The organism is Streptococcus oralis (assembly GCF_015561235.1).
Lineage (GTDB): Bacteria > Bacillota > Bacilli > Lactobacillales > Streptococcaceae > Streptococcus > Streptococcus oralis_BK.
Window position 1 is genome coordinate 1 of sequence record NZ_JADMTC010000002.1, and the last position, 12,700, is coordinate 12,700.

Consider the following 12,700-nt stretch of genomic DNA (forward strand, 5'->3'; position numbering starts at 1 on the left):
TCTACTTGCATGTATTAGGCACGCCGCCAGCGTTCGTCCTGAGCCAGGATCAAACTCTCATTAAAAGTTTGAGTTCTTACTCATTTCTGTCACTGACAGATTTATTGTTTTTTTCATTGTTCAGTACTATAACCTTAGTTATAGTGCCCTGCACATTGGTTCGTCTTGTTCAGTTTTCAAAGGTCTTTGTCACTCATTCTCTCTCAAGCGACAACTATATTAGTATATCACAGCCATCTGTCTCTGTCAACAGATTTTTTAAACTTTTTTCAAGTTTTTTTAACCGCAATACACCATAGTCCGTACGGGATTCGAACCCGTGTTACCGCCGTGAAAAGGCGGTGTCTTAACCCCTTGACCAACGGACCTTGAGCTTTTCAACTCTTTCTATTATACCTACTTTTTTACCTTTGTCAAGGACTTTTTTCCTCTTTATCGAAATTCTGAAAAATAAAGGAAAAAGCCAGTTCAACTGACTCCTTCTATTTATCTTGCCAATTAATCGCGCGTTCCTCTCCCCACCAGTAAGGGATCAATTCAGCAACCTTAATTGTTTTTCTTGTTTCGTAGTTCATCATGAACTCTGCTTCTTTATTTTCAGCATTCAATTCTAAGAGAAATTCTCTGCAAGCGCCACAGGGCATACCTGATCCTTCGCCGTAGGGAGGTTTGTCTCGAAAGGCGAGGATTTTCTTAACTTTAGTTTGTCCTGAAAATTGATACATATTGAAGAGAGCAGCTCGTTCTGCACAGAGATGAAAAACGCCACAAGTGCCCTCCATACAAAATCCTGTGAAGATCTGACCATCTTCTGCTTCTACTGCAGCAACAACATGGTTAGCATAAACAAAGTCAGAAACTTCATGAGGATTGTATAAGGCTCGTGCTTCTTCATACATCTTTTCCCATGTACCCATCGGAAGTCCTTTTTATTTAGAAATCTCTTTGAGCATATTATCGATATGCTGGATAGATTTCTCACGACCTAATAGGTAAATCGTATCTGGAAGTTCTGGTCCATGCATTTCACCTGATACAGCAATACGAATCGGCATGAAGAGGTTTTTCCCTTTAATACCCGTTTCTTTTTGAACTGCTTTGATTTGTGGGAAGATGTTTTCTGTCACAAATTCTTCATCTGTCATTGCTTCTAGTTTCGCTTTGAAGGCTTCTAGAACAACCGGAACGGTTTCTCCTGCCATGACCTCGCGCTCAGCATCTGTCAGCTCTGGGAAATCTGAGAAGAAAAGATCTGTCAATGGAACGATTTCATCCACTGACTTCATTTGTGGTTTGTAGAGTTCCACCATTTTTTCAGACTTGTCAGTCAAACGCCCTGCTTCTTCTAAGTATGGTTTTGCCATTTCAAAGATAGTAGCTAGATCGGCTCTCTTGATGTAGTCGTTGCTCATCCAGTCTAGTTTCTTCTGATCGAAGGCAGCTGGTGACTTGCTGAGACGATTTTCATCAAAGAGTTTAATCAGTTCCTCACGAGAGAAGATTTCGTCTTCCCCACCAGGGTTCCAGCCAAGAAGGGCGATAAAGTTAAAGACAGCTTCTGGAAGATAGCCCTTCTTACGGTAATCTTCGATAAATTGAAGGGTGTTGGTGTCACGTTTAGACAATTTTTTACCCGTTTCAGAGTTGATGATCAAAGTCATGTGACCAAACTCAGGTGCATCCCAACCAAGCGCTTCATAGACCATGAGCTGTTTTGGGGTGTTGGCAATGTGGTCATCACCGCGGATAACATGAGAAATCTGCATATCATGGTCATCGATGACAACGGCAAAGTTGTAAGTTGGGTAGCCATCTTTCTTCTGAATCACCCAGTCACCGCCGATGTTGCCACCTTCAAACTCGATATCACCTTTGACCATATCATGCCATTTGTAGATACCAGATTCATTAACACCCAAACGGACAGTTGGGATGATACCGGCTGCTTCACGTTCTGCAATGTAAGCTGCTTTTTCTTCTTCGCTCATGCCAAGATATTCATTGATGTAACGTGGTGTTTCGCCAGCTGCTTCTTGGCGTTCGCGTTCAGCTGCCAACTCTTCTTCTGTGACGTAAGATTTGTAGGCTTTTCCTTCAGCTAGCAATTGGTCAATGTATTTTTGATAGAGTTCCAAACGCTCAGATTGGCGGTAATTTTCATGCGTCTCTGGACTTTCATCCCAGTCCATGCCCAACCAACGAAGGTTTTCAAGCTGTGAACGTTCACCATCCTCAACATGGCGTTTACGGTCGGTATCTTCGATACGAATAATAAAAGTTCCACCATGATGGCGTGCGTAAAGGTAGTTGAATAATGCTGTACGGGCATTTCCGATGTGTAGTAGTCCTGTTGGACTTGGTGCGTAGCGTACGCGGATATCTTTTGACATAGTTTCTCCTATAAAGTCTCTAGGCGTCTGCCTTTTTGCTTTCTATATTATATCACAAGTCTCGCCTGAGTCCAATGTCTACGAATAAAGAGAGTAAAAAGAGTGGACAAGCCACTCTTTTCTTCTATTATAGACGTGCGTTAAGTTCTTTGCTCAATTCTTCAAATCCTGGTTTCCCAAGAAGGGCAAACATGTTACGCTTGTAGGCTTCAACACCTGGTTGGTCAAATGGGTTGATGGCATTCAAGTAACCTGAAAGGGCGATTGCCAATTCGAAGAAGTAGATCGTGTAGCCAAGAGTAAAGGCATCTTGCTCTGGAAGAGTCACATACATATTTGGTACGTCACCGTCAGTGTGGGCAAGAAGAACACCGTCAGTCGCTTTTTTGTTTACAAAGTCAACGTCTTTTCCTTGAAGGTAACCAAGTCCATCAAGGTCTTCTTCCAAAGTAGGAATGATCACGTTCTTACGTGGTTTGTCAACACGGACAACTGTTTCAAACATGATACGAGTTCCTTCTTGGATAAATTGACCCAATGAGTGTAAGTCAGTTGAGAAGTTAGCTGAAGTTGGGTAAATACCTTTTTGGTCTTTCCCTTCTGTTCAGGCACCCCTTGTGGATCCATCTGCTGGGAATTCCCTTGCACTGACTGGCTAGTTTGATTGACTTGCCAATCAACCACTGCGTCATCTATTTTTTCTAATTTAGACCCAGAAGCCTGGACTTTTTGTCCAAGCTCTGAATCAATTTTTTAGACTTTTATTTTTCTAAATTGCTTGATTTGAAATTTTATTATGGTCAAGCAGTTTCGAAAATCTGAATGGTAGAGTCCTTTTCAATTACTACTGCTTGGTCTGCTGCAACATGGAGAGTGCCCGGCAGGCTGCCCTCTTTTGAACCATCAAAAGAAATCGTGATATGGCCCAGTCCAGTTAAATTTTTTTCTACTACATTTCCTACGGCAGTAATCGAATATTCCTGACTATCTACCACCAGCTTTCCACCTTCTAGTATTGCACCTAGAAGATTTTTGTTATCGATTTTAAAACAATACTCTGCTAAGTCTTCCGGAGCTTCTTCTCCAAACAAAATGAGCATATTGGCATCTTGAATCATATTCTGAGCTTCAGGCCCCACTTGAATTACTTTAGCTTCAAAAATTTTCTTCATCTAATTCCTATTCATCCTTTCTCAAATCTGTCATAAACTTATGCTTATAGATAAGTTTAACATAATAGTTGCTATGTTTACGTGCATCTATCAAAAGTTTACTGATAAAGGCCAATACTAGCTATCCAAGCTACTAGCACCCGCGGAACACCATTGAGAAAGCGTGAATAAAGCACAGAAGGGACACCAACCTCAACTGTTTCAGCCTTGGCTTCAGATAGACCGAGTGCTACAGGAATGAAATCACAACCGTTTTGAGTGTTGATAGCAAATATAGCTGGCAGAGCCATTTGGGGCGGAATAGTCCCTTTGCCGATTTCAACTCCAATTAAGGTTCCAATAATCTGACTGATAACAGCTCCGGGGCCTAACAAAGGAGATAGGAATGGCAAGGAACAGATAAAGCCAATCAAAATGAGTCCCCAGATGTTCCCAGCTAGGGGAACCATTAATTTTGCCAGCCAATTTCCAACACCTGAACCTTGAATAACCCCAATCAGCAAGGAAACAAAGGCCATGAAAGGAATGATCGTGTTGAGCATTGTTTGGATGGCTTCACGAGCAGCCTGGTTGAAAGTCGCAACGACCTTCCCAGCGCCCATCCCAATTCTTGCTACAATACTTGTTTCAGCTTTTTGCTCTGTAATTTTTTTACTAGTATCGTAAGTTGGCTTTTCTGTTACCACAGTTGTCGCTTTTTCGTCTTCATTAGCAGCAGAAATTTGATTAAGGCCAACTGCTGACACATAGATTTCCTCGGTTATATATTGAGCTAGAGGCCCACTTTTCCCTGTAGCGACAATATTTATTGTAGGGATCCCCTTTTTAGGATAAATACCACAGCGAAGAGTACCGCCACAATCCACGATTGCTAAAGCAATTTCCTCATCTGGGATAGAAGTTTTAAACCCATTAACAGCTTCCATACCGGTCAAATCAGCAATTTTATCTACAATATCTGGCTTTTCTCCTCCGCCAGTGATATAGATGAATTTATGCTTAGCTTCACTAGGTGTAATGACCAAAGGTCCTCCGAAACCGCCATTTCCTTTAACAACTTTTATACTCTTATATGACATAATTTCACTCTTTCTATAAATCAAATGTTTTACTCAAGGTAACACCTTGCTGTTTTGCTACATAAGCAGTTGTAAAATCGGTCACCCAACCGCCTACAAAGTTCATGACAAGCCCAACAAGCATGTAACGAATGGCTAAGTCCATTTGACTTAAACCTAAAGTTTGAATTCCTGTTGCAATTCCCATCCATACAAACAATTCCCCAGGATTGATATGCGGAAATACACCATTTGAAGTGTGGCAGAACTGCATCTGAGCTGCTACAAAACTAGGTTTATAATATTCTGGTAAGAAACGTCCCATACTGATTGCCATCGGATTCCCCAGCATAAAGGCAGAAATGAAAGGTAAAATCATATACCGGCTAACAGGATTTTTGGCAGAAATCTTAGCCAGGGAATTGACCTTCTCTTCTCCCAAGAAAGCGATAAGGGTATTCATTGCAATCAATAGCATCAAGACAAGCGGTACAATATTTGTCATCCAGCTAATAAAGGTTTCTCCACCTAATTGGAAGAGTTTCATAAAACTCTCTGCAAAATTTGTAATGTGATTCATAAGGAACTCCCTTTCTTATTTTTTTTAAATAACTGTTTAATAGATAATTGTAAGTAATTCGCATAAAAGCCGAATCCCAGAAAAGAATCAGATGAACTTGTCTCTTTCTCAATACCTGCCTCATTCCAAAGATAGACTTTTCTAGCATCTTCTATGGCTGATTGCATCAACTTATTTTCTTTTCTCACAAGAGGATTATACTTGTCAAAATAATGGATGTCTTCTCCAACATAATCGTCCATATTTTGAAAACGTGCTAAGATTGTGACTCCTTGCATTTTGCTAGCTTTAAGAACCCGACCGTTTTCATCAACCGCGAACATGACAATCGTACCGGATTTGATTCTTCCGGACTTCCTGCCAATCGCTACGCGCCCCAGTTTTCGGAGCATCGTATAGGTCTTATTGAAGTCTTTGAGTTGCTGCCAGCCGAGGAACATTTGAAATATATAAGCTGCCATGACAAATACAGCGAAAATTATTAGCGAATTCATTAAAATACTCCTTTGCTCTTAGAAAATGATAGAAACTCTGTCTCTGTTTCTACAGCCCTCAATGCTTCTTTTAGAGAAGGCTCTCCTGCAATTCGAAAAATGTCGTCATACAATTCCAGCAATTCACTCTCCATTTTGCTTTCAATTTCTGAGGGAATGGCGACTAGAAAGATAAATTCAATCCAATCATCTCCTTTTTGATAAGGCTCTTCTAGCTTTCCAAACATTAAAATAGTCTTTGCATAACCCTGGTTAATTGTATGGGGGAAGGCAATTCCTCCACCAAAAATGGTTGATTGTTTTTTATCCCTATCAATTATCCGATTTCTAAAACCTTCATCAATCATCTGAAGTTTCTCTAACTCTGCAACCATATTTAGCAAGTATTGCTGATAGGTTTTTTGGGGAGTCAAACGAAGAAAACGTAAGCTGACTGTTTCTAGATTTTTTTGATGAAAAGCATTGGCCCTCTGCCATTCTTCCTGCAGCCATTGATCATCAAAAAGATGATTAACTTGAATGACTGGAGATTTAGAATCTTTATATTTTAGAGGAACTGTCGTAAAAATCGCGAAATAGTCCTGATTCAAATCCAGATTAAAATCCTCTTCAGAATACTGAGTAATGTCTACATCATTTCCAAGAATTCGTCTGAGTTGCTGAATAATCATCGCAGCAGTTCCTCTTCCTGTTGTGCAAACTACAGCTATCTGCTTGCGAGAACCATTTACAACAGAGTTTTGCTTTCTTAAAATCATTTCAAAATACAAAGCCAGATATCCGATTTCAGATAATTCCAATTCAGAACCAAAAATTGCAGATAGTTCTTCTCCAGCAATTTTCGCCATTTCAAAAGCAAAAGGATATTGAGTTTGAACCTCGCCATGGAATATATCATTAGCTTGCACATGGAAAATCAGTCGATTGATTAAGGAGCCTAGATGAGACTTGATTTCTTCAAATAATTCTTCATCATCAAAGTTAACCAACATTGTTTCTTTGACTTTCTTGACAATCCCTTGAAAAATGTTTGCAAGCTGTTCAGATTGATAAGACGGCTTGCTTAAAGTGTCAATAAAACGGATATTAAACGGAAAACACAAAAAGTCTATCTCAAACTGACTGAGGGAAATCTTATAAGTCATCTCAATATGATAGATTAATTTTTCAACCAAAGGTGTCTCTGTTAAATCATTCCTATAGTAAGGAATAGGGCAACTCAACACCCTAGATGCATGAATACGCTCCACCATAATTGAAATGGTCTTTCGAAGGAGTTCCTTTGTTTCTTTCGGGATTTTATACTCCTGGAGTAGCGTCTCCAGAAAAGAAGATGTTGCCTCGGTGAGTGTCTTTCCTTCAAAGTAAGGGGCCACTTGGTGAATATAGAGCAAGCGCAAATTCAGCTCGGACCCCAAGACCTCCAGCCCACGGTTGGGCTTTCCTGAAATAGTGATAGAGTAACTCTCTGCCAAAGATTTTACTTGTTTTAAATCCTTATTAAGGGTACTTCTACTAACACCTGCTTCCTCAGCCAAGTCGTCAATAAGAAGAGGGGAGGTTGACTCAATTAAACGTTTTAGTAAATAGGCAATTCTTTTACTGGAAGAATTGAAGTCACTCTCCCGTTTTAAACTACCAGATAAAATCCTTTCCAACTCAGTATAGTCATACACCTCTAACATTAACTGATCATCTTGTGAGATAATCTGGATACTCGGAGCCAAAACATCATTTAATTGTTGGATACTCTTTTGCAAGGTTTGCATACTAATATCCAGCTCTGAGCGCATATCTACCAAGGAATAAGTTGGCTGTGAGACCATTTTTTCTAAAATATTATACCATCGATTTACTATGGTCAACTCTCTTCCTCACCTTCATTTTTTTAACCGCGAGTTTTCCCTCCGGCAATATTTGTAGTGACTCCAGTTATATAGCTAGAACGGTCTGAAATATAGAATGCTACAAGGTCAGCTACTTCCCGTAGTTTACCACTTCGTCCCAAAGGAGTTGTTGAAGTTGAAGCATAACCAGCTCGAATATCTTCTACCGTCTTTCCACGGGTATAAGCAAGAGCTTCCTCATAAGAAAGAGTTCGAAGTCCCGTAGCTTCCATAATTCCTGGAGCAATTCCAACCACACGTACACCATGCTTACCCAGCTCTTTTGCCCATGAACGAGTGTAACTATAGACTGCTGCTTTTGTGGCAGCATAGGCACTTTGTCCTTCAGAACCTTCCAAGCCTGCTTCTGAAGCCATGTTCACAATTACACCTTTTCCATTTTTCACTAAAATACGTCCTACTGCCTGACTAACCAAATACAAACCTTTTTGATTAATCATTGTTACTTTTTCAAACGTTTCATCGTCTAACTCGTAAGGACCTTTAGGATTTTCTGCATCAATTAATAATCTGGGAACATTAATCCCTGCATTATTGACTACCGCATCAATATTGCCAAATCTTTCAACTATTTTGGCAACACCCTCTTCTACTTCAGAGCGAGAAGTTACATCAACTTTTACAAATAATAGATTCGGGTGACGCAAATCGTTGTCGCTAAGATCAAAATTCGCTACATTGACTCCTAATTCCAGCAATTCTTCAACGATTGCCTTACCGATCCCAGATGACGCGCCAGTCACAAGAACTGTTTTGCCTTTTATGTTTAACCAATCATTCATTTTGATACCTCTCAAATTTTATTTACAAGGCAATTATACAGCGCTTTCATAAAAGAATTAAGACACTCTTTTTTACACTTTTAAAAAAAATAATAAACTAATTAAGAGGCTTGTACTAAAAATCCACAAGAAATGAACTTGTGGATCTTTTTATATTCTAAATGAACTCAAAGCATATGAGAATCAAAGGCGTGCATTCAACTCAGCACCCAGCTCTTCAAAGCCTGGTTTCCCAAGAAGAGCAAACATGTTTTTCTTATAAGCTTCAACTCCAGGCTGGTCAAATGGATTGATACCATTCAGGTAGCCAGAAAGAGCAATAGCCAACTCAAAGAAGTAAATAGTGTAGCCCAAAGTGAACTCATCTTGCTCAGGCAGTGTCACAAACATATTTGGAACTCCACCATCAGTGTGTGCTAACAGCACTCCATCTGTAGCTTTTTTATTGACAAAGTCAACATCTTTTCCTTGCAAGTAGCCAAGACCGTCCAAGTCTTCTGCCAATTCAGGAATCAGCACATTTTTGCGAGGTTTATCTACACGGATAACTGTTTCAAAGAGGATACGGGTACCTTCCTGGATAAATTGTCCCAGAGAGTGCAAGTCTGTTGAGAAGTTAGCTGAAGTTGGATAAATCCCTTTTTGGTCTTTCCCTTCTGACTCACCAGCCAGTTGCTTCCACCACTCAGAGAAGTATTGCAGAGATGGTTCATAGTTAGCTAGAACTTCTGTCAGATAACCTTTACGGTACAAGATATTGCGTACAACTGCATATTGATATGCTTCATTTTCAGCCAACTTATCAGAAGCATAAGCCTTGCGAGCAGCATTTGCTCCTTCCATTAACTTGCTGATATCAGCTCCTGCAGCTGCGATTGGCAAGAGCCCCACTGCTGTCAATACTGTAAAACGACCACCTACACTATCAGGCACTACAAAAGTATCCCAGCCATTAGCATCTGCTTCAACTTTAACTGCACCTTTAGCGCGGTCTGTAGTTGCGTAGATACGTTGGTTAGCTTCTTCTTGACCGTACTTCTTAACCAAGAGTTCTTTGAAGACACGGAAAGCAATAGCCGGTTCAGTTGTTGTACCTGATTTAGAAATCACGTTTACTGAGAAATCTTTGTCTGATACATAGTCTACCAAATCAGCCAAATAGCTTGAAGAGATAGAGTTTCCAGCATAGAGGATCTGAGGTGCCTTGCGTTCTTCCTTTCTTTGCAAGTTTACAAATGAATTATTCAAGAAATCAATAGCTGCACGAGCTCCTAAATAGGAACCACCAATACCGATTACGATCAATACCTCACTATCAGATTGGATTTTAGCAGCAGCCTTTTGAATACGAGCAAATTCATCTTTGTCATATTCTTCAGGTAAGTTCAACCAGCCAGTCATTTCTGCCCCAGGACCTGTACCATTTCTCAGAGCAGAATCTGCTGCAGTCACTTGAGGCTGCATATAATCTAGTTCATGTGGTGCAACAAATTTATCTAATACTTTTGAATAATCAAATTTAATATGTGACATAATATTCCTCCAAAATTTCTTCTCTTCTATCATAACCCTTACCTTAGATTTTTTCAAGTTTTTATACTGAATTTTTCCAAATTTTATCATAATTTAAACATTTGCGTAAAAAATGTTACAATATTAAAATTTGAACGAAATAAGACAAAAAAACGGCTAGAGATTCTAACCGTTACAATTCATTTAATAAATACTCAAATAATTCTAAATTGCCATCTTCTTCATTGACCAGGAACTCTGGGTGCCACTGTAAACCGATAATACGATGCTCGTCGACAGACTCAATCGCTTCCACTGTCTGATCTCGAGGGTCCACCGCTGTCACACGGAAATTAGGTGCCAGATCTTTGATACTCTGACGATGGACTGAGTTGACCTGACTTTCTTTGCCAAACAACTTAGCCACCACGCTTCCTTCTACTGTCTCAATAGTATGAGATGTCCCAAAAGGCAAGCCTTGCCAGTGACCTTCAATTTCTTGGTGGAGAGTGCCACCAAAAGCAACATTGACCAGCTGAACACCACGACAGATTGCCATAATTGGTTTATTCTGACGGAGCGCTTCTTTCAAGAGAGCTAGTTCAAACTCATCGCGTACAAGGTTGTAATCATCACTCTCAATAGTCTTTTTCTCCCCGTAAAACTGAGGATGGACATTTTGCCCACCTGTCAAGATGAGTTTGTCAATCATTTCCACATAATCGCGCACAACGGACTCATCACCAACAGGAATAACCAAGGGGAGACCTCCGACCTGACGAATGCTCTCTGCAAATTTACAGGATACAGATGAATGAATGTTTTTTCCTTCTGCATCTACAGGACATAGATTTGCAGCAACTCCTACAACCGTTCTAGCCATGATGTGTCTCCTTTCAATTTTCTAACGATAGTCCTATCTTATCATCCAATCCCTCTGCTGTCTAATATGTTTTTTAAAAGACCGTGATAAGTATTTTTTATGGGTTAAAAAAATTGAATTAGGAATATAAAAAGTTCTAGTATTTGTACTAGAGCTCAGACGGGCTTCTTTATTTGCTATGATTTTTAACAAAAAAACTCTCGTTTTGCCAATAAAAGATGCTTGAAAGTTGGACAAGAAGGCTCTATAATGAGTTCAGGAAAAGAGGTAGGAAAAGTATGATTAGTGAAACGATTGCTCTGCTAAGGAAAAAGTCAGGTTATTCTCAGGAAAAATTAGCTGAAAAAGTAGGCGTATCTCGTCAGACTCTCAGTAAGTGGGAATTGGGCGACAGTTTACCGGATATTATTTCTTCAAGTCGTTTGGCAGAAATTTTTGATATCAGCTTAGATGAGTTGGTTAATGGGGATGTCTCTCCTTTTGCTACTAAAGCCAAAGAAGGGAAGTATATTTTTGGAACGGTAACTGTTGGTGAAAAGGGACAAATCGTCATTCCTGCACGAGCGAGAAAAATTTTTAACATCCAAAAAGACGACAGCCTTATGGTTTTAGGTGATGTCAATCAAGGCTTGGCCTTGTTGAAGAGCGATTTTTTTATTCAAGCTTTTGAAGAAATGGGGTTAATGAAATGAAAAAAATTACTGGCTTTGGTCTTAGTTTTGCAGTGTTTATATTTTTCTTGAATTTGATAGGCTGCTATGATTTTGTCATGGTAATGACGCGTAACCAGACTTATTTTGCAGAACATTATAATTCAGCTATTATGGTTTACTTTAGCCATTATCCTGTTGTCTTTGTAATTGTGTGGTTTAGCCATTTGTTAGCTGCTACCTTGAGTCCGATTTTCTATTTTTTCAGAAGAAAATTAGCCCTTACTTTGGCTGGTCTTGCTTTCTGGGGAGATGCTCTGCTGATTCTATTGACCAGTCTTTTTAGGAATCGCATTCAGGTTTTTGGTTGGCAATTTTTCGTTGATTTGGTTGTTCTAGGATTGCTTGGCCTTTATTATCTGTATTTGCGTAAAATATTTCTTAGCACATCAGGAAAAATCTAGGATTTTAAAATAATCCTAGGTGTTTTTTGGTTATTTATGTATATTGTCTATAAAGATTAATGGAACACGACAAGAAAGTGAGAGAAGTGATTTTTAACTAAGAATCTGCTTCTGTCTCACTGCCTTTTTTGTTATAATAAGCTTTTGAAAGGAGAGAGTCTATGTGGCACATTTTAGGAAGTTATCCATTTTCCCAAGCAGGTTTGCACAAACGTTATGAACAAGCTAAGCAACTGCTTTTATGGGAAAGTGCGGGCTGGACTAGAAAAGATCTAAAGAACCTTGCTAAAAGAGATTTACAGCTATCTGATTTTTGCATAGGCTCTCAGGCTTTTAATCTCTTATGGCAAGATGCTTACGCTGCTCAAAAGCCATCATCACACTGAAAAACAATGGACGGAAAGCAAGTGATATTGAGGCCTCCATTAATCAATGGTTGTCTCAAGTCTCCAGCCATCTCTTTAAGTCGATAACGTTTGATTGTGGGAAAGAATTTTCTAATTGGAAATCTATTTCGAATGCACATGACATTGATATTTTCTTTGCAGATCCAGGATGCCCTGGTCAACGAGGTCTAAATGAACATTCTAATGGCTTATTAAGACGAAATGGACTTCCGAAACAAATGGATTTTACGAATATTTCTAAAAATTATTTATCAGCTATAGCTGATAAAAGAAATAGAATTCCTAGAAAATCATTGAATTATCAATCACCCTACCAAGTTTTTCTGAGTTACTTGAAAAGTCTAACTTAATTTGACAATTTAGGGGGCAAGAAAAAGCTGCCCAAGAGGACAACTTTTTTC

At 39.4% G+C, this 12,700-nt stretch carries 12 protein-coding genes, 1 tRNA gene, 1 rRNA gene and 3 pseudogenes; 4 read left to right on the forward strand and 13 right to left on the reverse strand.

Annotation, left to right across the window (positions count from 1 at the left end):
- From I2H52_RS07570 to I2H52_RS07630, 13 genes and pseudogenes are all read right to left on the reverse strand, one after another.
- Positions 1 to 65: ribosomal RNA gene (locus I2H52_RS07570) — 16S ribosomal RNA — on the reverse strand; the annotation flags it as partial.
- A gap of 231 nt (positions 66 to 296) precedes the next feature.
- Positions 297 to 368: transfer RNA gene (locus I2H52_RS07575), tRNA-Glu, on the reverse strand.
- A 114-nt stretch (positions 369 to 482) separates the two neighbouring features.
- The gene (locus tag I2H52_RS07580; RefSeq protein WP_049549716.1) at positions 483 to 917 is read right to left on the reverse strand and encodes a cytidine deaminase family protein; all 435 of its coding nucleotides are present in this window, start codon (positions 915 to 917) and stop codon (positions 483 to 485) included.
- 12 nt (positions 918 to 929) lie between these two features.
- A complete protein-coding gene (gltX, locus tag I2H52_RS07585; protein WP_049549715.1) occupies positions 930 to 2,390 on the reverse strand; it encodes a glutamate--tRNA ligase in 1,461 nt (486 codons plus the stop codon).
- Positions 2,391 to 2,517: 127 nt separating this feature from the next.
- Positions 2,518 to 2,994 (reverse strand): annotated as a pseudogene (gene pgi / locus I2H52_RS07590) (glucose-6-phosphate isomerase); the annotation flags it as partial.
- Positions 2,995 to 3,190: 196 nt separating this feature from the next.
- Positions 3,191 to 3,562 (reverse strand): PTS glucitol/sorbitol transporter subunit IIA, encoded by a 372-nt coding sequence (locus tag I2H52_RS07595; RefSeq protein WP_008808177.1) that lies wholly within the window; start codon positions 3,560 to 3,562, stop codon positions 3,191 to 3,193.
- Between the two features lie 98 nt (positions 3,563 to 3,660).
- A complete protein-coding gene (locus tag I2H52_RS07600) occupies positions 3,661 to 4,641 on the reverse strand; it encodes a PTS glucitol/sorbitol transporter subunit IIB (RefSeq protein ID WP_038804194.1) in 981 nt (326 codons plus the stop codon).
- A 13-nt stretch (positions 4,642 to 4,654) separates the two neighbouring features.
- Positions 4,655 to 5,200, reverse strand: a complete 546-nt coding sequence (locus I2H52_RS07605) for a PTS glucitol/sorbitol transporter subunit IIC (RefSeq protein WP_001015684.1) — start codon at positions 5,198 to 5,200, stop codon at positions 4,655 to 4,657.
- Positions 5,197 to 5,694, reverse strand: coding sequence for a transcriptional regulator GutM (locus I2H52_RS07610; RefSeq protein ID WP_033585448.1), 498 nt, complete (start codon positions 5,692 to 5,694; stop codon positions 5,197 to 5,199). Before I2H52_RS07610 ends, I2H52_RS07605 begins: the two co-directional genes overlap by 4 nt.
- Entirely contained in the window at positions 5,694 to 7,520 is a 1,827-nt protein-coding gene (locus I2H52_RS07615; protein ID WP_080639548.1) for a BglG family transcription antiterminator, read from the reverse strand. Before I2H52_RS07615 ends, I2H52_RS07610 begins: the two co-directional genes overlap by 1 nt.
- Before the next feature lie 62 nt (positions 7,521 to 7,582).
- The gene (locus tag I2H52_RS07620) at positions 7,583 to 8,383 is read right to left on the reverse strand and encodes an SDR family oxidoreductase (protein ID WP_038804195.1); all 801 of its coding nucleotides are present in this window, start codon (positions 8,381 to 8,383) and stop codon (positions 7,583 to 7,585) included.
- Between the two features lie 183 nt (positions 8,384 to 8,566).
- On the reverse strand, positions 8,567 to 9,916 hold the full coding sequence (locus I2H52_RS07625; RefSeq protein WP_000018239.1) for a glucose-6-phosphate isomerase: 1,350 nt from the start codon (positions 9,914 to 9,916) through the stop codon (positions 8,567 to 8,569).
- A gap of 172 nt (positions 9,917 to 10,088) precedes the next feature.
- Positions 10,089 to 10,778: a gamma-glutamyl-gamma-aminobutyrate hydrolase family protein gene (locus I2H52_RS07630; protein WP_195594922.1), complete on the reverse strand. Its 690-nt coding sequence runs from the start codon at positions 10,776 to 10,778 to the stop codon at positions 10,089 to 10,091.
- Positions 10,779 to 11,056: 278 nt separating this feature from the next.
- On the opposite strand from I2H52_RS07630, the gene I2H52_RS07635 reads away from it, so the two are divergent.
- The 4 genes and pseudogenes from I2H52_RS07635 to I2H52_RS07650 all read left to right on the forward strand — a co-directional run.
- Positions 11,057 to 11,470 (forward strand): helix-turn-helix domain-containing protein, encoded by a 414-nt coding sequence (locus I2H52_RS07635; protein WP_045618020.1) that lies wholly within the window; start codon positions 11,057 to 11,059, stop codon positions 11,468 to 11,470.
- Positions 11,467 to 11,892 (forward strand): hypothetical protein, encoded by a 426-nt coding sequence (locus I2H52_RS07640; RefSeq protein ID WP_045618021.1) that lies wholly within the window; start codon positions 11,467 to 11,469, stop codon positions 11,890 to 11,892. The genes I2H52_RS07635 and I2H52_RS07640 overlap by 4 nt, the downstream gene beginning before the upstream one ends.
- Before the next feature lie 161 nt (positions 11,893 to 12,053).
- A pseudogene (locus tag I2H52_RS07645) lies at positions 12,054 to 12,266 on the forward strand (hypothetical protein); the annotation flags it as partial.
- Positions 12,251 to 12,649, forward strand: a pseudogene (locus I2H52_RS07650) (IS30 family transposase); the annotation flags it as partial. The pseudogenes I2H52_RS07645 and I2H52_RS07650, both read left to right, overlap by 16 nt.
- Positions 12,650 to 12,700: the final 51 nt, after the last annotated feature.

Excerpts from the sequence above, each read along its gene's own strand:
- I2H52_RS07615 (WP_080639548.1), bottom strand. The coding sequence starts at position 7,520 with ATGGTCTCACAGCCAACTTATTCCTTGGTAGATATGCGCTCAGAGCTG.
- I2H52_RS07595 (WP_008808177.1), bottom strand. The coding sequence starts at position 3,562 with ATGAAGAAAATTTTTGAAGCTAAAGTAATTCAAGTGGGGCCTGAAGCT.
- I2H52_RS07605 (WP_001015684.1), bottom strand. The coding sequence starts at position 5,200 with ATGAATCACATTACAAATTTTGCAGAGAGTTTTATGAAACTCTTCCAA.
- I2H52_RS07625 (WP_000018239.1), bottom strand. The coding sequence starts at position 9,916 with ATGTCACATATTAAATTTGATTATTCAAAAGTATTAGATAAATTTGTT.
- I2H52_RS07600 (WP_038804194.1), bottom strand. The coding sequence starts at position 4,641 with ATGTCATATAAGAGTATAAAAGTTGTTAAAGGAAATGGCGGTTTCGGA.
- I2H52_RS07640 (WP_045618021.1), top strand. The coding sequence starts at position 11,467 with ATGAAAAAAATTACTGGCTTTGGTCTTAGTTTTGCAGTGTTTATATTT.
- I2H52_RS07610 (WP_033585448.1), bottom strand. The coding sequence starts at position 5,694 with ATGAATTCGCTAATAATTTTCGCTGTATTTGTCATGGCAGCTTATATA.
- I2H52_RS07635 (WP_045618020.1), top strand. The coding sequence starts at position 11,057 with ATGATTAGTGAAACGATTGCTCTGCTAAGGAAAAAGTCAGGTTATTCT.
- I2H52_RS07620 (WP_038804195.1), bottom strand. The coding sequence starts at position 8,383 with ATGAATGATTGGTTAAACATAAAAGGCAAAACAGTTCTTGTGACTGGC.
- I2H52_RS07630 (WP_195594922.1), bottom strand. The coding sequence starts at position 10,778 with ATGGCTAGAACGGTTGTAGGAGTTGCTGCAAATCTATGTCCTGTAGAT.
- gltX (WP_049549715.1), bottom strand. The coding sequence starts at position 2,390 with ATGTCAAAAGATATCCGCGTACGCTACGCACCAAGTCCAACAGGACTA.
- I2H52_RS07580 (WP_049549716.1), bottom strand. The coding sequence starts at position 917 with ATGGGTACATGGGAAAAGATGTATGAAGAAGCACGAGCCTTATACAAT.